Genomic DNA, 23511 nt, shown 5'->3' on the forward strand with positions numbered 1-23511 from the left:
ACCCGTAACCCGTAACCCGCCACTCCCAATGTCTCTTCTTCAAAGTTTCCGTGACATGCTGGGACGCCGCCACACGGTGCGCTCCCACCTGTGGCAATCACTTGCCAACTACATCCAACAAGGGACGGCTTTGCTGCTTAGCGTGATATTGTCCCGGATTCTGACCCCGTCCGATTTTGGTGAATTTGCCTATGCTTCCGCCAATGTTTTGCTGTGCCTTCTGCCGGTTGCATGGAGCCTGGCTTCATTGGTCGTGGCGGATGGCGGGCATACGCCGGAACTCACCGCCCAGGCCCTGCGTTTCGGCTGGTGGGTGGTTGGCGCGAAGGCTGTGTTGGTGTTGGGGCTGGTGGCGGCCCTGTTTTTTACAGGGCATCATCTGACCGCCGGACTGTGCCTTTTAATCGGTTTGCCTGAATCACTGCGCGAGATGAACAATGTGCAAAGGGCCACATTGGAGGGGGCCGGGCTTTTTCGTCAAAACTTCATGTGCGCTTTACTGGGGGGGCTTTTTTCTCTGATATTGATGATACCCGCGGCCCGTATGGGTTGGGGGCCCTATGCGCTTGTATTTCCATCTTTTATCGCGTTGATCGTGGAATACTGGATTTTCCTTCGCGTGACAAAACGCAGCATTTTCATCAAACCGGGATTTCCGTTCGAAAAAAAATTATTCCGGAATGGATTTTGGCTTTGGATCAATGGCTTGTCGGAGACCGCATACGCGCGGGTGGACAAATGGTTTGCTGGAAAAATATTCGGGGCGGAAGTGTTGGGGTTTTACAACCGGGCCTTCAATTTTGCGCCGCTGAGCCATCTGTTTCTCAACTCGCTTATGACCAATCCGACTGTAGTCGCATTGGTCCGCTGTGAAAATGCAAAAGCAAGACGGTGCCTCTTTTTTAAAACCGCATTTTTGCTTGGATTGGCAGGGGCGGCGAATTGGATTTTTTATGCGGTTGCTTCAAAGCCCGTGATTTTGCTTTTGTTCGGGCGCCAATGGTTGGGGGCGGTGCCTTATTTCCAGGCATTTGCCCCGTTGAGCCTGTGTTACAGCATTGCTTATTTGCCAGCCGCAGTTTTAATGGCTACCAAGCGCTTCCATATTTTGGCGCTTGTTCGTGTGGCCGATGTCGGGTTGTTTTTGGGCTGTTTGCTGGCTATGGCTACAGGGATCACACCCATTACACTGGCAATCTTGTTGCAGGCCTATCTGGTTGTGCAGGGCTTGGTCAGTTTTTGGTTTTGCCATGATTATTTCTTTGAAAAGAAAGGGCATGATGGAAAAGTTTGATGTTACGGTTTCGGTTTGGAACCGATATTGGAGTTTCCCGCTGATCAGAGGTCTTGTAAGTGATGGTTATAAGGTCCAGGCCTTGGGAACGTCACGTTCCAAGCCAGCATCCACATCCTATTTACAGAACTGGCCGTCGGCTTTTTTGACCCAGGCCATGCATCGGTTGCCGTTTGGCCATGATTTTTTTGCCGGGTGTGCGATTGAGGCCTACGAAACATTTGCGGCCCGCCATGTGGAGGGTACCCGCTGTTTTTGGGGTTGGGGCAACCATCATCTCAAAGCTTTTGAAAGAGCCAAAAAATTGGGAATTCCCGTGATTTTGGAATGCGGCTCCACGCATTGCGACTGGGGGTTCCAGCGGCTTAGCGCCGAGTACGCAAAGCGCGGGATTTCCCTCGATCAATCGCTTTTCATGAAATTGATCCCGAAGATGAAGGCGGAATATGAGCTCGCGGACCGGATCTGTTTGCCCAGTTCCTTTACCGCGAAGACCTTTGTGGAAAGCGGCATCCCCGAATCCAAGCTCGCGCTGAATCCATACGGAGCGGACGTGGAATTTTGGAAACAGGTGGAACGGCGAGGCTGGCCTGGGAAAGACCGTCCGTTTGTTTTTGTGTGTGCCGCGCAACTCTCGCTACGCAAAGGGGTCATGTACCTGCTGGAAGCATGGAAGCAACTGGCCGGACTGAATGCCGAGCTTTGGCTGGTAGGTGGGATCGACCGTGAGATTTCGGGTTTGCTGCGAGATCTGCCGGAAAATGTAAAAATCCTGGGTTACAAGTCCCATACGGAATTGAGGGATTTGTATGCAAAATGTGATGTTTATGTTTTGCCATCGCTGGAGGAAGGCATGGCGCGCTCGGTTTTGGAGGCGATGGCGGCGGGGCTGCCTGTCATCGTGACGGAAGAAACGGGCCTGGCGGATGTCATTAAGGATGGTGAAGGAGGATGGTTTGTTCCGTCGGCAGATTCCGAAGTTTTGGCCGCCCAGATGCGGGAAACTTACGAGCTTGGGGGAGACTTGCCTGATATTGGTATTCTCGTCCGTAAAAAAGTGGAAGCTTTTACGTGGCTGGAGTATGGTAAGCGTGCGGCGAAATGGTTGCATGATTTCCACATTTGAAGCTAAAGGAAGCGTGAAACAGTCATAAATGCTATTTGCTTATCTCAAGAGAAATGTATGGTCCCAGTTTTTTCTATATATAAGGCGAAAGCCGTTCTTTCTTAATCTGAAGATACTTCTTACAGTATCTATATTTGAGAATTGGGGTAATAAGAAATGATGAAATTCAACGCAAATTTGTCTTATAGGTATTTTAAGTGCAATAATTTGGTCGATAATCCCGTATTCAAAGCCCTCGATGTCCATCTTGAGTAAATCGATATGATCATGCCCATATTTTTTCATTAATGTAGGCAACGATAGACATGAAAAATTTGTCACAGGTTGATTGGTGGCACGAACTTGGGTTGTATCAGAAAGGGCATAAGATGCCCCGGTGGGATCATCTGGAACGTCAAAGGTGAATACTGCGTCTTTATCGGCAAGACCGTATGGCTCAAATATGATTTTGGATCCCTTGTTTTCAGGCAGAGACATGGTATGTTTACCTGTAGGTGATGGATCCAAAACGATAACATTGCAGTTACAATGCCTTACCAAATCTTTTTCAAACGAAATATCGTCACCTGCTCCTGCACAATAAACAACACTATCAGCCCCCAGATTTGTCGGATCGATTGTCCAAGTCCATTTTTCCCCAAGTGTTTTTAGAGTTTCATGTTTGCATCTGATAATCGAATAAAAAAAAGATAATCTCCAATTCTTAATACAAACAAGAAGTTGATGCATAAGTGTTAACTTGAAGTTTTCATTGAGCCGCGTCTCTGAAAGACCAATCACTTTTCTGCAGGTCCATGGCAGCCCGCGCTTGATCAGAATTATATTTTCTCCACATAGATAGGTATCGTATGCGCGATCTCCCAGGGCGCGATAGATTTCCTGTGTTGTTCCAGGACGATCGGAATCTGGAACTTCAAAAATGAGGGCATTAATTTTATCGATCCATTTCAAACAATTTTTTGTGAATAATTCGTATTCTGAACCTTCGATATCAAGTTTTAGAATATCAATTTCACCCCATCCCATCATATCCATGATGGAATCGATGCTGTAGGCATCCACAGAATTTTCTGAAGCTTGAGTTTCGGCTACAGAAAATGACTCGGGATTTCCGTCGATAGGCGGGATAACCTGAAGATGACACTTTGACGACCACAACCCGCCTTTGAGCAAATGAATCCCGGGCACGGCCCCAAAGTTTTTTTTTAAAATAAAAAAATTGGATTCTTCAGGTTCGATTGCAACAATGATTGACGCGGGATGATGAAGGCGGAATCTTGCGGTTTCATCGCCGATGTTTGCTCCTCCGTCAATTATGGTGTGGATTCTCTTTTGGGGAGAATCTTCTATAAAATAACCTTCTTTACAAAAATGCGTGATGACGCCGACATCTTGTTTCCCTCTGAAGGTGAAGCGCAATCCGCCCGGCAGGGTAATGGTGCGTTCGCCCCGGCAGGCTGCAGTACGCAACATGATTTTTAGCGCATTCCGTAAGCCGTAAAGCTTGTAACAGCGAAGAAAATACCGTAGTTGCACAAGCTTGTAATCCAAATTCATAAACAAATAGAGGTATTATTAGGTACGGGTCGTCTGAAAAATATTGTGATTGTTACTTCAATTAAGCAACTTTTGATATAGGTTCAAGAACGGATTTGACAAAGCTAATCTCTAATGGGTGGATATTGTTTCATATAGTGGCCTGCAGACTTTTTCCCAAGAAAAATGGTTTGCGACGATTTTTTGAATTTCGAGCGGATCACGGTGGATATTTCCCCAATTCGCAATTGTTTGCTCCAGAATGGCGGAAAGGGCTCTGGGATCGTCTTTCGGAGCGATTTTTCCATAAGACGTAGCCGATAAAATATCTTCAGCACCGCCTATGTCCGTCGAAATAATGTAATTTGCAAAATAGGCCGCTTCCATCAAGGCGTGGCTGAAGCCTTCCCAGCGGGAGGGGAAGCAGAAAATGGACGCCTGCGCGTAAATTTCAAAGAGTTGAGACCTGCTGGTGATATTTCCGAGAAATTTTACGCGAGTTTTCAAGTGGGGATTTTGTTCAAAATAACGGTCAATATGGGATTGAAATGCTTCTTCCACCGGTCCTGCCAGAATCAAATACCAATCATTGGCGGGCATGAGCCTAAATGCTTCCAACAGGACATCCGTTGCCTTTTGTTCCGGCCCGAGTCGGCCTGCTGTCAGAATCCATTTTTGGCTTTTTGAAAGGGCTACTTCCGGATGAAGATCAATACCATTGGGGATGTGCAGAATCTTGAAAGCAACATTTTCTAACCGTTTTTTTAAAAGGCGGAAGTTTTGGATCGATTCAACGCTGATCGCATTGATGGTATGCTGCATAAGATAATTTAACAGCCATCTTTTTATGCGGGACTTTAGCGCGGGTCTGGAACCGATGATATTGTCCATGATATGAGGACTGGCATCGAGTTTAATATAAAGAAAGCCTCTTGGATTCAAAAATTTGTACAGCCAGCCGGCAATCAAATTCAAGTTTTTTTGCAAATGTTCGAGATGGAGGACGTCGATTCTTCTGGAGTTAAAAACAAGAAAACACAGCGCATCCATCCATTCTCCGCCTCTGTGACGGAGAAATATCTGAACCACATGGGGGATGCATGATTCAACAAGGGAATAGGTGTCATTGCGGTAGCTCACCAGATAACTGTCAAAACCGAAGCAGCGATGAAAAGTTTCAGGCATGTAACCGAGATCTTTTGGAAGATCGAAGTCTTTCAGAGGAAGATGGACGGTCCAATACGAAAGCGGGCTCTTATGGGAGATTTTTTTCATCCTTGGTTCCGTCTTAATCCTGTGGTTGCCGCGATTGGGATGGATTTTAGCCGCCGATTTTCTTCAATGCTTCAGCCCAGAGGGGGATAAGCGCCTTGTGCGAAAATTTATCAACCGCGACGTTTCTGGCTGTAATGCCCATGCGGACTGAAAGTTCGTAGTTTCCGAGCAATTCTAGGAAGTATTCCTTCCAGTCATTGGCGTTATTGGCGAGAAAGCCTGTTTTGCCATGTTGAACCAGTTCTTTTTGATAGCCTACTGCGGATGCAATGACGGGAATTCCCGCAGCAAGATAGGTTTTAATTTTATAACACCCTTTGCAGCGGCTGTACGGGCTGTCAGTCAATGGAGCGAGGGCAATCGAGGCTCCGGACATCAAGGAGTTTTCCTTCAGGGTATCATAGGGATGCCATTCCCATGGAATATCCAAATCAAAGAGGGGCCTTTTTGAGCCTGAAATGACCCTGAAAATGAACGGATGCTCTTTGTACACAGATTGGAGAATTTCGGAGAATCCTGGAATTTCCTGGAGGTTGTATGGGCTGCCACTCCAGATAATAACGGGAATTTTTTGGGATAGCGGGTATTTATCGGAATACAGCCGATTTATGTCCACGGGCTCTTCCAGGACCAGGACATTGGATGAGGGGAACAAGTCCAGTATCCGTTCCTTCAATCCCGGGGTTGGCACTATGATTTGGCTGGCGACGCGGACCCGGACCGAGGCGCATTCTTTTAATCCTGGAATTGAAAACCAATCGTCCTGGATATGAAAAATGTAGAATTTTCCCGCTTTCAAAATCCATTTCTCGAAGTCGCAATTTAAATCATTGGGTTTTGAAGGACCGTTGAGCCAGATAGCATTCGATTCTGCAACGATCTTTTTCTTGGTTTGAAGGGAAATATGGGCAGGTCCGAAGCGAAAGAGGGTCCTCCTTCCAGGTATGTGCGAGAACCACAGTTGTCTGACCCACCATTCGCTCCATAACTCATGGATTTCCGTCCGGACCCCGTTTTGCGAAAGCAATGCCGCAGTCAGCGGGGCAAGGATATCATCGCCCGACCGAAGGGACTGAGGGGGGCGGAAAATAGTGAGACGTTTCATTGTTTCCTGCTTAAGATTGCCGCCGGATTGCCGCCGATAATGCAATCGTCAGGGAAATTCCCAGAAACCACGCTTCCAGCTTGGATAATGGAACGTGCGCCGATCCGTGTGCCTTTCAACAAGATGGCTCTGGCTCCGATAAAGGCATCTCTGCCGATATGGATGGGCAATGACCGTATATTCGGTATTTCGGAAAAGCGCTCCTCCGGATCCAGGGAGTGGCTGTCATTATCCAGCAATAAAACTCCGGAACCGATCATAACGCGGTCTTCGATCTCGATATTTTCCTGGCAAGAGACGGTACACCCGCTCATTCCAACGTCATTGCCGATGCGTAGAAGCGATTTCGCAGAAGTGGTGCTGAGCAGGACAGGTTGTATTGAGCCGATGGAATTGGAGGAAAACGAGCTGCGGGCGGTCCAATTTTTCCCAATGATGATTTTGCTTTCCGGATGCCGCATGATGACCGGCAGGCCAAAAAGCCTGCATCCGTCCGCGCCTTCAACGCCATGCAGCCTTAGCAGTAAGGGTTGAAAAGGCTTAAAGATAAACGAATGAATCAAGGAATGGCAACGGTAACAGGCTTTATAGGGCAGATTCATGCGGCTGTATATGCGGCTATCGCAATAGGATTGATGGCATTTTCCGGCTGTTATGCAGGTACCAACCGAGTACGATCAAAGCCCACAGTCGTGACCAATGAAGTTTTCGCTTGGAAAAGCTGTCGAGGAGAAGATTAACTTTGTCCGGATCGAGGTCAAGTTGATGTTGTGCGTACTGCAGTCCTTCCATGCTGAATTGATTGAGCGGGCCCCGGATCCATTTGTCCATTGGCAATGCAAAACCCATTTTGGGCCTGTCATAGATTGTTTCTGGAATAAGATCGCGGCAGCTCTCCACCAAGAGGGCTTTTGTTTCTCCAGGAGCACTTTTGATTGTTCCGGGCAGGGAGAGCGCGTATTCCACCAGTTTGTGGTCCAGATAAGGAACCCGCAATTCAAGCGAAACCGACATGCTCATTTGATCACAGTCCCGTAAAAGCATATCCCGCATATAATGCCGGATTTCGACCCAACTGATGCGGGTAAACTCATCAAAATGATCCGGGGGTTCATCTATTTGAAAATGCGGCGTCGGCAGATTGCATTGTTGCAGAAGATAACTTCCCCAGATGCGTCGCCACCAAAGGTCGAACATGGCTGCATCCGCAGTTACCGGTATGTCGCGAAGGAGGTGCCGGGCTTTGCCCATGAGGATCATGAATTCGGTCAGAATCCGCGGGGCATAGGCCAAATATTTCAAGCGTGGAAGCGCAAGGAATTGAGGATAGCCACCAAAGAGTTCGTCCCCTCCCAATCCACTGAGAACAACTTTATAGCCTGCTTTGGCAACCTCGCGTACAACGATATAGGTATTAATGGCGTCAACGGTTGGAAGATCCATTACGCCAATCGCTTCCTGGACATTTTTCAGCACCTCATTTTCATCCAAAATGATATGATGATGACGGGTTTGATATTGATCCGCTATCATTTGCGCGTAAGCGCTTTCATCCAACTCGGTCTCCCTAAAACCGACGGAAAAGGTGTTGATTTTGCCCGGCATGTGCCGGCTAGCCAGCGCGGTGATGATGGAAGAATCAATTCCGCCACTCAACATGGTGGAGATTGGAACGTCGGAGTTAAGGTGTTCACGGACGGAAATATCCAGAAGCCGACGAATTTCCTGGGCGGCTTCCTGCCGGGATGGAGGAGATTGTCGAGGGAGAGGCAGTGACGGTTGCCAAAATTTCCGAAATCTATCCGGGCCGTTTTTATCGATCCATTGGCTGGAGGCCACTGGAAATTCATGAATATCCGGAAAAAGCAGGGTATGGTGGGGGCAGCAACCGGATTGCAGATAGGCTGCTGCTGTGTGTTGGGTTGGCTGCTTTATCCCAGGGATGGACGAGGTCAAACAGCGTATTTCGGAAGCAAAACAGCAGGAATATTCCGAATGATGATAGTAAAGGGGCTTGATTCCAAAGCGGTCGCGCGCCAGCCAGATTGCGTCGCGCGCGGCGTCGTAAATGGCAAAGGCGAACATTCCCTTGAGCCGTGACAGCATGGATTCACCCCAATGTTGGTAGGCAAGTAAAAGGGTTTCCGTATCGCTAGTGCCCCTGAAGTTTTCCCCCTTGGCGGTCAAAAGCTTTCGCAATTCGAGATGATTATAGATTTCGCCGTTGAAGACAATGCAATTGCTTGTTTGCGGGTCGAGCATCGGCTGGGCGCCGGTCGGAGAAAGGTCCATAATTGCAAGGCGGGTATGGCCGAACCAGACGCGGCCGGAGGAGGAAGTCCATTCTCCTTCGGAATCAGGACCGCGGTGCCGCAAAGTCGCCAACTTAAGCGCTCGCGCTGTGGATTGGTAAAAATATGCCCCGGCTATCCCACACATGTGAATTTATCCAAAAAGCTGTTTAAAAATTCAGAAATGTCATACCAAGGGCAAGGCCCCTCTGCTCCATATCACGCAGGCTATGGCAAAATTATTGCAGATACAATCTTTTCTGTTTGTGCCGCGTGGGATTCCTTGCTCACGGGAGATGGATGAAAGTGCATGGTCGAATTTTCTGCGAATCCAGTTGGACAGCTTCTTTGAAAAAAGATAATGTGTGACTCTTGTGAAGGGCAAAGAACAACGGATTTTTGTAAAAACCATCCTGATCTTTACCAGTGTTTTGATTGTGGGTTTGATCGTATCCGGGGTCTATCAAATTCATGTGATTGGAAGGGCCATGGACGCCTACGAAAGCGTGGTCACGTCGGACGTGTCCGTATTGAACCATCTTCAGTCACTGACCGCCTATAACGCAGATTATCACCGCTACACAGGCCGTCTGTGCACGGCCATCCTTGACGGCAAACAAGCGGAACAAACCGAACACCTGCTGCACCTGCAAGGGATCAAACAAAATTACAACAATGAATTTAATGCTGTTAAGGGCATGCTAAGTGATGAGAAATTCAGGGATTGTCTGAAGAAACTGGAAAAAGCCAGGGCAGCGTATGAAGACATCAGGGAAAAATTATTGGAGTTATCCAGGGAAGGCCGACGAAGTGAAGTGGAGAAACTTCGAGCAACACAACTGATTCCCACTTATGAAATGGGTGAGGCATGTGAAAACGATCTGGGCGATCTGATTGAAGCGGGTGCCAAACAAAACAGCGATCTGAAAATCCATGAACTCAAGAAGGATCAAATCATCCTGTCTGTTTTAACGTTTTGGCCGCTCATCGCGGTGTTGTTGCTGTTTATTATAATCCTGGGTATTGGCGCATGGTTGTGGTGGTATTTCCCTGATGAGGGAGGCGTGATTATGCGTGGTTCCTATCGGGAGTGAGTGGCGCCTTGTTTAGAATGCTGCGGCAAAGTTCCAAGTGTTTTTTGGCAACAGCTTCAGGACCGAGAGCCTGAATCATACGTGAGCGTGTGACTGCAGAAACTGCAGGGTCGAAATCCCAAAAATACCTTTCTATAGCAGACGCCAACTCTGCTGTATCCTTTTGCGCCACCACGGAACCGTGTCCGAACTTTCTGATATTTTCCGCCATGGCGGTTCCTTCCGTGACGATGGCCGGAGTTCCAACCAGAAGGGCTTCAATGACTTGGTTGCCGAACATTTCCTCCAGTGAAGGGGCCACCAACAGGCGGCATCTGGCAAGAGCTTCGGCAACTTCCAAAGCAGGGCGGATGCCGTGGAGTACCAGACGGTCCCGCAAGAGAGTCCTCATTTTTTCAAGCTCGGAATGCTCGTATGGGGACGCTGATGCGGATTTGTTTCCAAAAACGTGCAAGGAGATGGTGGATTGCAGTTCCGTGGAACTTTCGAGGGCTTCACGGATCAGGTGAAATCCCTTCCTGTGGTCGATGGTGCCCACAAACGCAACGGAATGCGGTTCGCGTGGTTGTACAGGATCAATTTCAAGCAGCCTCGGGTCGAAAGTGTTGGGTATGCGGTGAATCTGTAGATGGGGGAAGCGTTCCTGGAGCAGGCGGGCCACATAGTCGCTTTTGGCAATGACATGCGTGGTTTTGCGGAGAGCCAGCCATTCGCAAAATTCAACCGCTTTGGCGCGGCTGATGAGGCGCGGTTTCAGGTGGCGGTTGATGATGAAATAGCAGCCTTGGGCGGTGACAAGATAGGGCAGTCCGGTGAATTGGGCGGCTAATGCGTAGGCGTCTTCGGTGCCATGCGCATGGACCAAATCGGGTTTGAGTTTGAGAGCATAGGAACCCATGCGCCGGGCGTCGAATTGGAAGAGAGTGGCTGAGCGCAGCGTATCCGGGGCGGCCAGATAATGGACATCAATCCCTTCAATTTGAGCGAGGTAATTACGGGTACTCCCAGGAACCTGAACGACCAAAATCGGATCGATGTCGGTGTGTCTCTTTTGGGCCAGGGCGAGATTCAGGACCCAGCGTCCGGGGTGGCATGATATTCTCCCGTATTCGGGGTGATTTTCCGGTAGTGGCAGATTACAGATATGAACGACGCGCACGATTGAGTTTCCAGTGTCCGGGTTGAAGTTTCAAGTTAAAGCGGGGTGTAAAAAACACGAAATCTACCCGCCTACGCAGAGGGCCGTGGGCGTAAGCCCGCGGATGAATGCGAGGCAAGGGTATCCCGCCATAGTCCGTCAGCCGACGGCGGATACGCTTCAGCGAAGTTTCACGCCGAAGAATGTGAAGAGAGCCCATTCGTAAGGTTGGGGAGCTTCACAGATAACAGAACGCATCTCAAAATTTAAGTGCGTTCGCACTGGGACTGCATAGGCCTTGATCTTGAAGATGACATCATTTACAGTACATGTATGAAGCAGACCCAAGAATCTTTGAGCATCTTGGATGATGCAACGGATCAATGGATTCGAGATTCTGGAAATCGTTTGGCCGAAGTGACAGGTGCCAAATTGGTTCTGCTTTTTGGTTCGTTGGCGTATGGGGTGGCGGATGCGGATAGTGATGCCGATTTTTGTTGTGTGGTTCCAAATGGAACCAATCTCAGGAAAGCAAGCCGGGATGCCCAGATGGCGTTCTTCCGTCGGAGACGGCCCATGGATTTTTATCTGATTGAAGAATCGGATTTTTTTGCCGGGAAAACTATTCTTGCCCGTGAAATCAAACGCAGCGGCATTCCTGTTTTTTCTGAAAAAACCGGCAGATGAGTTCCCAATCCAAGATCGAGGCGGAACGATGGTTGTCTTTCAGCCGGGAAGACTTTGCTGTTGCTGAGCGTTTGAGTTGAGGAATGAAATTTTCCATCATTACTCCCAGCTATAATCAGGGCTGCTATATACAAGAAACCATCGAAAGCGTATGCCTGCAGGATTATCCCGAGTTTGAACATATCATTGTCGATGGAGGTTCCACGGACCAAACCTTGAATATTTTAAAAGCACATCCGCATTTGCGGTGGATTTCGGAGCAAGACGAGGGGCAATAGGATGCCGTGTGCAAGGGAATCCGCATGGCCGTAGGGGATGTTATTGGTTGGGTAAACTCTGACGATTTTTATTATCCCGGCACTTTCCACTATATTCGGCATATATTCGAACAGAATCCGGAAATTGATGTGATCAGCGGGGATTACAGTTTTGTTGATGCCGATGGAAGGATTCGTTCTGTACACCGTGAGGTGGGGTTTGACAGGAATGTTTTTCTTTTTGCTGGAAAATGTTATTTGGCAAATTCCGCAATGTTTTTTCGGGCTTCCCTGTTGAAAAAGCATGCCGGACCAAGGGAAGATTTGCATTATGCGATGGATTATGAACTATATCTGAGGTTGTCGGCCGAAGCGCATTTTTTGCATGCCCGAAGGATTTTGGGGTGTTATCGTTTGCATGATGACAGTAAAACGGTAAGTGCTTTGCTGCAAATGCAGGAAGAAACAAAACGCGTGCAAGAAGAATATTTGGAGCGTTTCAGGGCAACGGGGGATTGGATGTCAAACCCGTTGGCTTGCCGATTAATGAAGCCAATCGCCATGGCGCGGAGGATTTTGCTCAAAGCGCGCGGTGGTTGTTATTTCCCGAAAAAACCCCCGGCGTATGCCTTGGATTTCAAAAGGAGTGCCGCATGAAATCCATTTTTCAGGACTGGCGGGCCAATCATGGCAATCTCAAAGGTCGTTTGATTTTGCTCCTTTTTAGGCTGGCTCATGCGATCCGGCATGCGCATCCGATGATATTGTTCCTTGTGTGGCCCTATCTTCCTTTTTATCGGTTGGGTGTGGAATGGGTTTTGGGCATTGAACTTCCATGGAAGCTGCGGATTGGCCCCGGCTTAAAGCTTTACCATGGGCAGGGATTGGTTGTGAATGACGGCTCGATTTTGGGTGCAAATTGCACCTTGCGAAATGGCACTACCATTGGTCATAAAATTTTGGCGAATGGCTTTGTCAGTGGTTGTCCAATTTTAGGAGATGAAGTGGATGTTGGCGCACAAGCGGTTTTGCTGGGGCCGATCCGGGTGGGGAATCATGCGGTTATTGGGGCGGGCGCTGTGGTGGTTAAGGATGTCCCGGATTATGCCGTGGTGGTCGGCAATCCGGCACGGGTAATTCGCATCAAAGCACAAGACTCAGGCGCTATTTAAATAGACAGGCAGGCTTTCATCTTTTCAACAAAAGCTGCTGCCTGATAATTTTTTAAAAAGTGATTACGTAGTTCCCAAGCCCGGCAACTTTCTTCCAAAGCAAGGCCGAAAAGGGCGGCAGCCAGACTCTTGGGATCTTTTGGGGGTACTATCGAGGGATATCCGGCAGGCAGGCAGAGCTCGATACCCTTCCAGGAAGTGAGAACGATTTCCAGTCCATAGGACATGGCCTCCAAAATGGTTACCGGAAAAACTTCATTGGGATAGTAACTTGGGAAACAGAGGCAGTCGGAGGTTTTTAATAAATAGTCTTTTTCTTCTCCGCTCACAAAGCCTGCGTAGCGTACTGCACTTTGTGTCCAAGGCTTGGCCAATTGCAGATCTGGGTGAGCGATACGGGTTTCAAATTCGCAGCGCTCAGATTCGGACATGAATTGCCCGGCGACGGTAAGCGAAGCCTGCGGTTTCAAGTTTTGGTTTTTCAGTTTTGAGTTAAGAAGGGCGATGGCGTCGATGGCGTCGAAGAGGCCCTTTTCCCGCGTGCAGTGGGCTAAAAACAATACACGGTAGTTTTCTGTTTCCGGTTTCGGGCTTCCGGCTTCCGACTTTTGCCGAAGATGGAGAAGGGTCTGGCGGCGTTGTTGGCGCTGAGGCAGTATAGAGGATTCGAAATCCGGGCATGGATCAGGTATGCCGTTGGGAATAACAACCAGTTTCCTAGGCATAAAAATATCCGCATCCTTCCGGCTGTATTCCGTCAAGACGATACTGAGGTCCGCGCGGCCCAATAAGAATTGGGTGAGTCGTCCGATGGCCTTTTGCCAGGTCGAGCCGGATTCCAATGCGTTGCCTACAAAAGAGCCTAATCCCGAAGAATGCCAATGTAGGATCAATTTTGGGAAAAATGGTCGGCAAAGAACCATGACAATCCAGTCTCGCAAAATGGCAGAGGCTTTGGCAGGGGCCGGAACGTAATAGAGAACATTGGCCCCGTAGCGGATTCGGCACCAGATTGCTTCCAAGCAATGACTGCACAGGCGGAATAGCTTGCCAATTTTCACTCTTCCGACGTCTTCCATCGAGGCAGAGACCCGGGCATTCACATGGAAAACCCTGACATCCGGATTTTCCATGTGAATGCCCGTCGTGAGCTGTGGGCAGTACCTGAAGTCACCACCCAACCCCCTTATCATGAGTTGCACCATGTAGCTTTGCCCATGGTGTGGCGGAGGCGTGTGGGCAAAAACAAGCAGCTTCATGTTGTCATGAAGTGTCATTTGTCCCCGGCAGTTGGTCAAGGGCGAAGGGGGCAGCATACTGAAATTGGATGCCTGAGGGCTGAGGGCGGAGAGAGTCGGCTGGCAAGTTGTGTTGCCTCAAGCAAAAAACAACTGCCGAAGGGAGTCCGGAGCGGGTTTAAGTTTAGCGTGTTAAGTTTAATTTGAGCTGTTAAAGTTTGCATGTGTCGAATTCTCCCAGGGTGGTGGCGGTGATCGCAACGTATCGCCGCGAGGCGGAGTTGCGCCGTTTATTGCGCGAGTTGCAGGGCCAAACGCAGCCTCTGGCGGGAGTGGTCGTGGCGGACAATGCCGCCGAAGAGGAGCTTCAGCGGCTAATCGCCAATCGCCAATCGCCAATTTCAAGTTTTCAAGCCGTCTATCTGCCGGTGCCGGGGAATCCCGGTTGCGGGGCGGGTTTGAAGGCGGCGGAGGAGGAAGCCTTGCGGCGGTTTCCCGAGCTGACGCATGTTTGGATTTTGGATGATGACGCCGTGCCGCCACCGGACTGTCTTGCAAAGCTGCTTGCCGTTTTGGAGGCGGGCGCCGCGGAACTGGCCGCTCCGCTCTTGTCAGATTCCAACGGCAAATTATGGGCGTTTCCCGAACCTCTGGATGTCGGCCAGAGGCGTGTGATCCGCAGTTGTGAAACACCCGGGGACGCTTTGAAAAAATTCGGAGCCGCGCCGCACCGGCTTTGCTGGTGCACCGGAACCTGCCTGCTGGTGACACGCCTGGCGTTAGAGACAAGTGGTTTGCACCGGGATGATTTTTGGATGCTGGGGGAGGATTTGGAATTTTCCATGCGGATCAGCGCCCGGATGAACGCGGTGTTTTCGTGCGGGATTGTGGTGCCCCATTTGCCTCCCGAACCGCCGGATGCGATAGCCGCAGCGAAGGTTCACCGCGCCAAATTTTTGGCCTTGCTGCAGAACCTCAGCTATTTGGGTTTCCGTAAAACACACGGGTTCCACATGCGCCGTTATGTGGCCGGGAATATCCGCCGTTATTTCCGGACGTTCGGGTTTTCGCGGGCAACCTTCACGGAAGCGGGGCTGGCTTTTTGGCATGGGGCGGTCCTGGGCGAACCGGCTGGGAAAAAAGCGGGCAAAAACTGAGGCGGAGACCGGAATCGAACCGGTGAATGGGGCTTTTGCAGAGCCCTGCCTTACCACTTGGCTACTCCGCCCGAAAGGGCTGTTCAAAACAGCCATGCCACTTTGAAAGGAGGAGATATCGTCCCTGATTTTTGGATTTTGGCAAGAAGCTAACCTGCATATTTCATGCTCATTTTAATAATCAACCTGTTGAGCTGTGGCGCAACAGTGGGAAGACACGCACTGAACGCTATGCAGGTTGTTGCAAAACCGCCTCAAAATAAGGCAGTTCCATTTCAAAAAAATCCCATTCAGGCGGTTTTGTTTTCAGCCCGGATGTGAGTATTCCCCTGTTTTTGCCCGGCCTTTTGGCGGGACACTTTGCAGGGTTTTTCAGAAGCGTATGAAACATCCGGGCTAGGGCGCCGGGGTGTTGTTCGCTTTGATTTTTTTCAGGACAAAAAGAAGGTCGGGCTCCAGTTCCGTGTAAACATCGTTCCCGTAAATCGTACGCGCCTGCTGGAGGGCTTCCTGATACTCGGATGTTTTTCCGGTGGAATACGCAAGTGCGGCCCGGGCGAAATAATAATAGGGATGGAGTTCATCGACAGGATCCAACGTGGTGATCCATTTGGCCGCGTCCGTCAGGTTGCGCGAAGCCAGATGGCAGTAGATCATTTTCAGGACCGCCAGTTTGCCGGTGGGAACCTTGTTGAGATAAATTTTATAATATTGGACAGCCTCTCCCCAGTGTTCGAGCCGGAAGGCGGACTCGCCCAGGTAAAAGTGGGCACTGTACTGCTCCGGGTTTTTATCGATGGCATTGAAGAAAAAGTCCTGAGCTTGCTGGTATTTCCCCAGGCCCAGTAAAATACGCCCCTTTAACTCGAGGGTGCGTGCCTCTGCAGGGGTTTTGGCCAGCAGGGCATCCACGCGTTGGAGGGCTTCATTCAACTGGCCCGCCTTGAAGACGGCAAAGGCCTCCTGGTAGGAGTCTTCGGGGACCGAAGGTTCGGAGGCAAAGGTTGAAAATTGCGCCAGGATCGGAATACACAAAACGAGGGCCAGAGAGGATGGGTTGATTCGCTTCATGGTTTTGCCCGATATTATGGGCGGGAGATTCCATATTGTCCAAATCTCTTTGTTGGGTATCATATTGGCATGGATGCCAGGATTTCATTTATTTGTGCGTTGTGGATGTGGTTGGCGTTGGCAACTGGTGGCATGGCACAGAATACGGATACTGTCTATACGAAGGAATATCAGGAGGCTTATGGTTTGGCGATGCAGGCCCTTGCCAAAGGGCAATACGATGAGGCCTTGAAAGACTTGGACGACGCGGAAAAGGCGCAGCCCGGTCTGATGAACACGCAAAATCTCCGGGGCGCAGCATTGGTGCGTTTAAAAAAATTGGATGAAGCAAAAAAAGTCTTCCAGGCAATCTGCGATCGAAATCCCGAGGACGAGTCCGCAATATTCAATTTGGCCGAGATTTCTTTCCTTGGCGGGGAATATCCGGGCTCCAAGAAACTGTTTCAATCGTATCTGGCAAGAAAGGGCCAGAATCAAAATGCCCTGGCGCTCTATAAAATATTCTTGTGCGATTTGATGACGAATAATCAGCCAGAGGTGAAACAAACCCTTTCCTCTCTCGTTCCAGCGGTCAACAACCCATTTTATTATTTTGCCTTTGCCGCCGATGCGTTCAAGAAAGGCGCTGACGGAGCCGCCAGGGATTATTTGAAATCCGCATCCCAGATTTACCCAGCCGCTCTCAATGCCTCGTTCGCGGATTCACTGGTGTCGATAGGATATCTGAAGCCGGAAGACATCGGATCCGTTGGGTTGATTGACCAGTCTTATTTGCAAAGCCTGAAACAACCCGGGAAAGTGATAAGAAACGAAGGTGATCCGCAGCAGGTGGATGTTTCCGGCTTGGATTCCTTGCTGCCCAAGTCGGGCTACGACAAGAAGGACGAGCCGGCCAAGCAACAGGGCAAGTGAGGGCGGTCTCCAATTTTTAGCCACAGTGCACAGAGAAGCATGAAGTCCGAATTTAGAATGTAGAATTCAGAATCTGCGGTGAATTTTGTTTCATGTGCCGGAGCCTGCAGCGGGGAAATGCGCGCTTTTTTTCCAGACCGCGAGAATGAATTCGCCGACTTCCTGGATATTTTTGGCGCTGACAGGGCATATCAGATCCGCCTGTTCGTAATAGGGTGCGCGCGAAGCGAGCAGTTCCTCCAGTTTGAGCCGGGGGTCGGATATGCTGAGCAGGGGCCGGGAGGAATTGCGGGAAGTCCTTTCCAACAGCAAATCGATCCCGGCCTGCAAATAAACCACAAAGCCATGTTGCCATAAGAGCTTGCGGTTGGCTTCGCGGATGATCGCACCGCCACCGGTCGCCACGATGGAAGGTGTTGTTTCCAGCATGGTTTTGCCGATCATTTCATGTTCCAACTCGCGGAAATATTCCTCCCCGGAGTCGGCAAAAATCTCGCGAACCCGCTTCCGCTCGTGCGCTTCCACCAGCGCGTCCGTATCGACAAACGGGATGCCGGTGACGCCGGACAGGTAACGTCCCACGCTGCTTTTGCCGGAACCCATGAGTCCGATCAGCACCAAATGTCTTTTCAAAGGCTGTGTCATGATCCGGGATTGAATTTCGGCCTGCTGGCGAAAAGAACAATCTTAAAATTTTGCCCGCGAAACACGCGAAACAAAGGCGCCGAGAGCGCAGAGGAAAGGCATTTGATTGCCGATCCATGTGCTTAAGTCTGACTTCTGGATTGCCACGTCGTCCCATCCTGAGGGCGGGACTCCTCGCAATGACGCGGACGCATCTGTCAGCGTCCCTCCATCCGTCGTTTGTCTTTATTTGAGGCACCCGCACTTTGCAAATATCTTGAGTTTGGCAGGATGATTGCAGCTTGAGAGATGGGCGGGTTCGTCTTAATCTTTTGCCCATGGGAAATATATACGGTCATTTATTCCGCATCAGTACCTGGGGTGAATCGCATGGCGGAGGCGTGGGCGTGGTGGTGGACGGGTGCCCGCCCCGCATTGCCCTGGACGAAGCGGACATTCAAAAAGATTTGGACCGCCGCCGCCCGGGCCAGAGCCGGATTGTGACGCCGCGAAAGGAGGCGGACCACTGCGAAATTCTATCGGGTGTTTTCCAGGGAAAAACGCTGGGCACGCCGATTTCCATCATGGTGCGAAACGAGGATGCGCGGCCGGAGGCCTATTCCGAAATGAAAACTCTGTTCCGCCCTTCCCATGCCGATTATACCTATCAAACCAAATACGGCATCCGAAACTGGGAGGGAGGGGGGCGTTCCTCCGCCCGTGAAACCATCGGACGGGTGGCCGCCGCGGCCGTGGCGAAAAAAGTTTTCCAAAAAAAGCTCCCGAAGCTTGAAGTGCTGGCCTATGTGAGACAGGTGCATAAACTGACGGCCCGGGTGGACCCCGCCAAGGTTCGGTTCAAGGAAGTGGAAGGAAACATCGTGCGCTGGCCGGACAGCCGGGATGCGGAACGCGTCATCCGGTTGATCGAAAAGGCGCGCCGCGAAGGGGACTCCGTGGGCGGCATCATCGAGTGCGTGATCCGGAACCTTCCCCCGGGCCTGGGCGAACCGGTATTCGACCGTCTGGAAGCGGATTTGGCCAAAGCGATGCTCAGCCTGCCTGCGACGAAAGGCTTTGAAATCGGTTCCGGTTTTGCCGGAGCCGCGCTGCGGGGGTCGGAACATAACGATGAATTTTACATGCAGCACGGGCGTGTGCGGACCCGGAGCAACCGCAGCGGCGGCGTGCAAGGCGGCATCAGCAACGGGGAAGACATTGTTTTCCGGGTGGCATTCAAGCCGGTGGCGACAATTTCAAAGGCGCAGAAAACGGTTTCCGCAAGCGGCCGGAACGCCGGGTTGCGCGCGCGCGGGAGGCATGATCCCTGTGTCCTGCCGCGGGCGGTGCCCATCGTTGAGGCCATGGCGCATCTGGTGTTGATCGACCACTATCTGCGGCAGCGCGCGCAGTGCGGAATTTGACGGTGTCCGTTCCGTCAGGTCGAAGTGCGAAGAAAGGCATTTTCATCCGCAGATTAAAATGATTTTCGCGGATGAAATGCCAAAGACTTTAAACTTGAGACTTAAAACTCTTTGGGGTTTTTACCTGGGCGAGGTGACATAGTGGATGTAGTCCGCCATCCATTGTTTTCCACCCAGCAGCCAGACAGCGGCCGCGATGGCCAGAAACGGGCCAAAGGGTATTTTCAGCCCCCAGCGCTTGTGTCTGCGGATCATGAGGGCGATCCCGAAAACAGACCCGACCAGCGAGGAAACCATGATGATAAAGAGCGGCGCCTGCCAGCCTAAAAAGGCCCCCATGGCCGCGAGGAATTTTACGTCGCCCATGCCCATGGCGTCCTTTTTCAAGACCGCACTGCCCAGCACGGCTATGGCATAGAGGAGTCCTCCGCCCAAAAGCAGCCCATAGCACCCGAAGAGAAAACCCTGCCATGCGGTGGATTTTTCATGTAATTCCGGGCAAACTGCCGAGAGCAGAAGGCCGGCCAGGCAGCCTCCAAGCGAGATGCGGTCCGGGATGATGAAATGATCCAGATCGATAAAGGTGGCGATGATCAGGCCACAGGCAAAAAGAATATAAATCCAGGCTGGTGTTGGAGGATAGAGGTTCCAGAGCGCGACAAAGGCTGCCGCGGTGATGAATTCAACCAGGGGATAGCGGGAATCGATTTTTGTGCCGCAGCAGGCGGCCCGGCCCCGCAGCAGCAGCCAACCGAGGATGGGGATATTGTATTGCCAGGGTATGGGCGAGCCGCAGGCGGCGCAATGAGAGCCGGGATGAATGACGGAGCGGCCCAGGGGGATGCGGTAGATGCAGACGTTGAGGAAGGAACCGATGCACGCGCCGACGAGGAATGGCGCCAGATAATTGAGAAGAGTCAGTGCCATAAATCAAAATTTCAGGTTGCGGATTTGCATTTAAATGCCGGTTCTGCCGTCCTGGGAATTTATATGCCGACTGCCGTTTGCAGTGCTTTTTTCATTTCTTCCAGCGGTGCCGCACGGCCCGTCCAGATTTCAAAAGCCAGCGCCCCCTGGTGCAGGAGCATGCTCAATCCATTCGCGCTGCGCGCGCCGGCTTCACGCGCGGCATCGAGCAGGCGGGTGCGGGCCGGGCGGTAAATGATGTCGTGAACGCAGAGGTGTGGCTGGAGAATACGGGCGGGCAACACGGACGGATCCTGGGGTTTCAATCCAAGCGAGGTACCGTTGACGACCAGATCAATCTGGCTGAGTTCGCGGGCAATGATTTTTTCATCCCAGGGAATTACTTTCAGCCGGGCGGCGGCCCCGAGCAATTTGTCGGATTTAAAATGAGGAGCGACCTTTTGTTCAAGGCTGCGGGCCGTGGCTTCCGTGCGGTTGCAGAGCACCAGTTTCTGACAGTGTTCCAGGGCGGCTTGAATGGCCAGCCCCTGGCCGGCGCCGCCTGTGCCGAGGATGAGAATGCGCAAATCCCGGACATCCAGGGAAAATTCAGTCCGGACGGCGCGCACCCAGCCTTCCCCATCCGTATTGAAGCCCGTGAGCCGGCCGTTGTCGTTGAGCAGAGTATTGGCAGCGCCGAGTTGCCTGGCGGACTCCGCCAGTTCATCGGCCAGGGCGGCGATTGCGATTTTGTGGGGCAGGGTGCAGTTCCAGCCGGTGAAAGGCAGTTGCCGCATGGCGCGGATTGAGTCCGCGAGTTTTTCCGGCGGGATTTCAACCCGGACGTATTGGGCCTGCAGGCCGCAGGCTTGAAACGCGGCGAGCTGCATGGCCGGGGACAAGGAGTGCGCGACGGGGTGGCCGATCACGCCGTAGAGGGGAGGATTGGATTGAAGGCGCAGGAGCGTTTCCGGAGTATAAATTTCTTCCACCCTGCCAGTCTGGCGGGGAGCGGATTTGAATCAAGCGGCAAAAGCCTGCATTGCGTCCGGCGCGGCCTGGCGTTAGCTTGGGAACGTGAATGAATCTTTGAATCATCTGACAGCCCGGCTGCTGGATTCCTATGCCGAGGCCGGTGTGATCAACCACATCGACGGCGTGAATTTGCCTGACAAACAGGCCATTGAACGGATCACCCTGCTGCTGCTCCAACTCCTGTTTCCCGGCTATTATGAGAAATTGAGCGTCTCGGGCGGTGAACTGGAGGCGAAGATCAAGGGCCACCTGGATTCCATTGCGTGCCAGTTGCAGCAGGAAATCGCCAAGAGCCTCGATTACGATCCACCTGCGGTCCGTCCGTCGGGCGATGTCCCGGACGCGGCCCGGAAGCTGGCCTGTGAATTTCTGAGCAGGCTTCCGGAAGTGCGGGAAATTTTGGTGACGGATGTGGAGGCGGCATATGACGGCGATCCGGCGGCATCGAGCATGGATGAAATCATCCTGGCCTATCCCGGACTTGAAGCCATTGCGGTGTATCGGCTGGCGCACGAGATGCACCGGCAACATATTGCCCTGATTCCCCGCATGATGACGGAATGGGCGCATTCGCGGACCGGGATTGACATTCATCCGGGGGCGCGGATCGGCGCGCATTTTTTCATCGATCACGGGACAGGCGTGGTGATTGGAGAGACTTGTGTGATAGGAAACCACGTCAAGGTCTATCATAGCGTCACGTTGGGCGCGCGCTCAACCTCCGGCGGACAGCAGTTGAGGGGAAGCAAACGCCACCCGACGCTTGAAGACGGGGTGACGATTTATCCCGGCGCCACGATCCTGGGCGGCGAGACTGTGATTGGCGCCGGCAGCACGATTGGCGGCAATGTGTTTCTCCTGCACAGCGTCCCGCCGCGCAGCCTGGTTTATTATGAGGAAGGCGCGGTGCTGGTGAAGCCGAAAGGCCCGCCGGACGAGGACAGCGGCGCCGGGACGGATTCGATTGTTTATGTGATATAAAACAGCCGTGGCCGGTTATTTCACGGCGAGGCCATGAAGCCCAATACGCAAAACGCAAAACCCAGGCTGGTTCTTTTTGAATGGCACCATCTGGGCGATGCCATTCTGAGTCTGCCTTTTCTCAGGGGGGCAACGGAATGTTATCGGGTTGTGGTTTTCTGTACCCCCCAGGTGGCGGAACTTTATCGCCTTTGCCTGCCGGGCATTGAGACGGTCTCATGGCGGCCCTTTTGGGTTAAAGGCGGCGGAAAGGGGAATAGAAGCGAGGGTTCTGTTTCATTTTTTGGATTGATCCGGAAATTAAGGGCTTTCAAAGCCGATGCGGCTGTTTCCGTCTGGCCGGATCCGAGAGCCCATTTTTTCATGGCGTTGAGCGGGGCGAAAGTGCGCATCGGGTTTGCCCTGACAAACGACAATATTTACGCTTCCGGATTGCCGTGGCGCCGGAGGGAAATTTTCTACGGCAGACTCGCCGCCCGTTTGCTTGAGGCCGTCTCCGGCGGGCGTTGGCTGACGCTGGGTTTGGAAAAGAAGTCATCGAGCCAGGCCCATTGGGAAGATTGGCGGCAAATGTCAGGTGCGCTGGGGGCTGCGTGGCGCGACGCATTGCCGTGGTTTGACCCGGCTGCGGAAGACCTGCGCGGGGAGATGGCGGATTTTTTTCAAAAAGCGGCCTTGTCCGGAAAGCCGGTTTTTTTGCTGCATGCCGGGGCGGGGCATCCGACCAAGCGCTGGCCGGTGGAGAGGTTCCAGGCTGTAATTCATGAATGGTTTACCAGGGGAAAAATTCCCCTTGTTATTGTGGACGATGGAAGCGGGATGATTCCGGTCCCGGAGGGACCGGATCAAATCACCTGCCGTCCCGCCAATCTTGCCTTGTTTTTAAAAATACTCGGCCGGGTGGACGCGGTGTTGTGCAACGATTCGCTTCCCTCCCATGCTGCCGCAGCCTTGGGGAAGAAAGTTTTCACGATTTTTGGTTCGGCATCCACGGCATGGTTTGCTCCTTACAAAAATGAGGCGCATGTGGTTTCGAGCGATGTATGCCCGTTTCGCCCCTGTCTGGGCCGGTGTGTACAACCTTCGTTTATTTGTTTGGAAGCCGTGCAGCCCCGGGATGTCATTGAAAAACTGAAGAGCGGAATTTGAGGGGTGTGAATGAATGTCTTGGCATTGGCAATCAGGTGT

At 51.6% G+C, this 23511-nt stretch carries 23 protein-coding genes and 1 tRNA gene; 12 read left to right on the plus strand and 12 right to left on the minus strand.

The features are described from left to right. Positions 1 to 28: 28 nt before the first annotated feature. Together PHD76_01855 and PHD76_01860 are read left to right on the plus strand one after the other, a co-directional pair. Positions 29 to 1294: an oligosaccharide flippase family protein gene (locus PHD76_01855; GenBank protein MDD5260570.1), complete on the plus strand. Its 1266-nt coding sequence runs from the start codon at positions 29 to 31 to the stop codon at positions 1292 to 1294. Continuing rightward, a complete protein-coding gene (locus tag PHD76_01860; GenBank protein ID MDD5260571.1) occupies positions 1278 to 2420 on the plus strand; it encodes a glycosyltransferase family 4 protein in 1143 nt (380 codons plus the stop codon). Before PHD76_01855 ends, PHD76_01860 begins: the two co-directional genes overlap by 17 nt. 39 nt (positions 2421 to 2459) lie before the next feature. Here the strand turns inward: PHD76_01860 and PHD76_01865 are convergent, their stop codons facing one another. The 5 genes from PHD76_01865 to asnB form a co-directional block, all read right to left on the minus strand. After that, positions 2460 to 3977, minus strand: a complete 1518-nt coding sequence (locus PHD76_01865) for an FkbM family methyltransferase (GenBank protein ID MDD5260572.1) — start codon at positions 3975 to 3977, stop codon at positions 2460 to 2462. Positions 3978 to 4088: 111 nt separating this feature from the next. Further along, positions 4089 to 5006, minus strand: a complete 918-nt coding sequence (locus tag PHD76_01870) for a glycosyltransferase family 4 protein (GenBank protein MDD5260573.1) — start codon at positions 5004 to 5006, stop codon at positions 4089 to 4091. A 271-nt stretch (positions 5007 to 5277) separates the two neighbouring features. Then, a complete protein-coding gene (locus tag PHD76_01875; protein ID MDD5260574.1) occupies positions 5278 to 6336 on the minus strand; it encodes a glycosyltransferase in 1059 nt (352 codons plus the stop codon). Next, the gene (locus PHD76_01880) at positions 6333 to 6938 is read right to left on the minus strand and encodes an acyltransferase (GenBank protein MDD5260575.1); all 606 of its coding nucleotides are present in this window, start codon (positions 6936 to 6938) and stop codon (positions 6333 to 6335) included. Before PHD76_01880 ends, PHD76_01875 begins: the two co-directional genes overlap by 4 nt. A gap of 16 nt (positions 6939 to 6954) precedes the next feature. Further along, entirely contained in the window at positions 6955 to 8775 is a 1821-nt protein-coding gene (gene asnB / locus PHD76_01885) for an asparagine synthase (glutamine-hydrolyzing) (protein MDD5260576.1), read from the minus strand. Between the two features lie 226 nt (positions 8776 to 9001). On the opposite strand from asnB, the gene PHD76_01890 reads away from it, so the two are divergent. After that, complete coding sequence (locus tag PHD76_01890; GenBank protein ID MDD5260577.1) at positions 9002 to 9721, plus strand: MCP four helix bundle domain-containing protein; 720 nt, start codon at positions 9002 to 9004, stop codon at positions 9719 to 9721. Here PHD76_01890 and PHD76_01895 read toward each other — a convergent pair. Further along, positions 9696 to 10880 carry a glycosyltransferase family 4 protein gene (locus PHD76_01895; protein MDD5260578.1) on the minus strand — a complete coding sequence of 395 codons (1185 nt, stop codon included), beginning with the start codon at positions 10878 to 10880 and terminating at the stop codon, positions 9696 to 9698. The genes PHD76_01890 and PHD76_01895 overlap by 26 nt on opposite strands. A gap of 249 nt (positions 10881 to 11129) precedes the next feature. Here PHD76_01895 and PHD76_01900 point away from each other — a divergent pair, with 249 nt between their 5' ends. From PHD76_01900 to PHD76_01915, 4 genes are all read left to right on the plus strand, one after another. Then, positions 11130 to 11546 (plus strand): nucleotidyltransferase domain-containing protein, encoded by a 417-nt coding sequence (locus PHD76_01900; GenBank protein ID MDD5260579.1) that lies wholly within the window; start codon positions 11130 to 11132, stop codon positions 11544 to 11546. A gap of 83 nt (positions 11547 to 11629) precedes the next feature. Beyond that, positions 11630 to 11824 carry a glycosyltransferase gene (locus tag PHD76_01905; GenBank protein MDD5260580.1) on the plus strand — a complete coding sequence of 65 codons (195 nt, stop codon included), beginning with the start codon at positions 11630 to 11632 and terminating at the stop codon, positions 11822 to 11824. Positions 11825 to 11848: 24 nt separating this feature from the next. Then, complete coding sequence (locus PHD76_01910) at positions 11849 to 12460, plus strand: hypothetical protein (protein MDD5260581.1); 612 nt, start codon at positions 11849 to 11851, stop codon at positions 12458 to 12460. Continuing rightward, complete coding sequence (locus PHD76_01915; protein MDD5260582.1) at positions 12457 to 12975, plus strand: serine acetyltransferase; 519 nt, start codon at positions 12457 to 12459, stop codon at positions 12973 to 12975. Before PHD76_01910 ends, PHD76_01915 begins: the two co-directional genes overlap by 4 nt. Here the strand turns inward: PHD76_01915 and PHD76_01920 are convergent. Continuing rightward, positions 12972 to 14180, minus strand: a complete 1209-nt coding sequence (locus PHD76_01920) for a glycosyltransferase family 4 protein (GenBank protein ID MDD5260583.1) — start codon at positions 14178 to 14180, stop codon at positions 12972 to 12974. The genes PHD76_01915 and PHD76_01920 overlap by 4 nt on opposite strands. A gap of 257 nt (positions 14181 to 14437) precedes the next feature. On the opposite strand from PHD76_01920, the gene PHD76_01925 reads away from it, so the two are divergent. Further along, positions 14438 to 15370, plus strand: coding sequence for a glycosyltransferase (locus PHD76_01925; GenBank protein ID MDD5260584.1), 933 nt, complete (start codon positions 14438 to 14440; stop codon positions 15368 to 15370). Here PHD76_01925 and PHD76_01930 read toward each other — a convergent pair. Further along, a tRNA-Cys gene (locus PHD76_01930) sits at positions 15370 to 15441 on the minus strand. The genes PHD76_01925 and PHD76_01930 overlap by 1 nt on opposite strands. A 325-nt stretch (positions 15442 to 15766) precedes the next feature. Continuing rightward, entirely contained in the window at positions 15767 to 16441 is a 675-nt protein-coding gene (locus PHD76_01935) for a tetratricopeptide repeat protein (protein MDD5260585.1), read from the minus strand. A 132-nt stretch (positions 16442 to 16573) separates the two neighbouring features. Between PHD76_01935 and PHD76_01940 the strand changes: the two genes are divergently transcribed. Then, entirely contained in the window at positions 16574 to 17353 is a 780-nt protein-coding gene (locus tag PHD76_01940) for a tetratricopeptide repeat protein (GenBank protein ID MDD5260586.1), read from the plus strand. Between the two features lie 90 nt (positions 17354 to 17443). Here the strand turns inward: PHD76_01940 and PHD76_01945 are convergent, their stop codons facing one another. Next, positions 17444 to 17998: a shikimate kinase gene (locus PHD76_01945; protein ID MDD5260587.1), complete on the minus strand. Its 555-nt coding sequence runs from the start codon at positions 17996 to 17998 to the stop codon at positions 17444 to 17446. 317 nt (positions 17999 to 18315) lie between these two features. Between PHD76_01945 and aroC the strand changes: the two genes are divergently transcribed. Then, on the plus strand, positions 18316 to 19401 hold the full coding sequence (gene aroC, locus PHD76_01950; protein ID MDD5260588.1) for a chorismate synthase: 1086 nt from the start codon (positions 18316 to 18318) through the stop codon (positions 19399 to 19401). 120 nt (positions 19402 to 19521) lie between these two features. Here aroC and PHD76_01955 read toward each other — a convergent pair whose 3' ends face one another. Together PHD76_01955 and aroE are read right to left on the minus strand one after the other, a co-directional pair. Beyond that, positions 19522 to 20328 (minus strand): prepilin peptidase, encoded by an 807-nt coding sequence (locus PHD76_01955; GenBank protein MDD5260589.1) that lies wholly within the window; start codon positions 20326 to 20328, stop codon positions 19522 to 19524. Positions 20329 to 20387: 59 nt separating this feature from the next. After that, positions 20388 to 21299 (minus strand): shikimate dehydrogenase, encoded by a 912-nt coding sequence (gene aroE, locus PHD76_01960; protein ID MDD5260590.1) that lies wholly within the window; start codon positions 21297 to 21299, stop codon positions 20388 to 20390. Between the two features lie 97 nt (positions 21300 to 21396). On the opposite strand from aroE, the gene PHD76_01965 reads away from it, so the two are divergent. Together PHD76_01965 and PHD76_01970 are read left to right on the plus strand one after the other, a co-directional pair. After that, entirely contained in the window at positions 21397 to 22323 is a 927-nt protein-coding gene (locus tag PHD76_01965; protein MDD5260591.1) for a serine O-acetyltransferase, read from the plus strand. Positions 22324 to 22356: 33 nt separating this feature from the next. Next, positions 22357 to 23472, plus strand: coding sequence for a glycosyltransferase family 9 protein (locus PHD76_01970; protein MDD5260592.1), 1116 nt, complete (start codon positions 22357 to 22359; stop codon positions 23470 to 23472). Positions 23473 to 23511: the final 39 nt, after the last annotated feature.

The organism is Candidatus Methylacidiphilales bacterium, assembly GCA_028713655.1.
In the GTDB taxonomy this organism is placed as follows: Bacteria; Verrucomicrobiota; Verrucomicrobiia; order Methylacidiphilales; family JAAUTS01; genus JAQTNW01.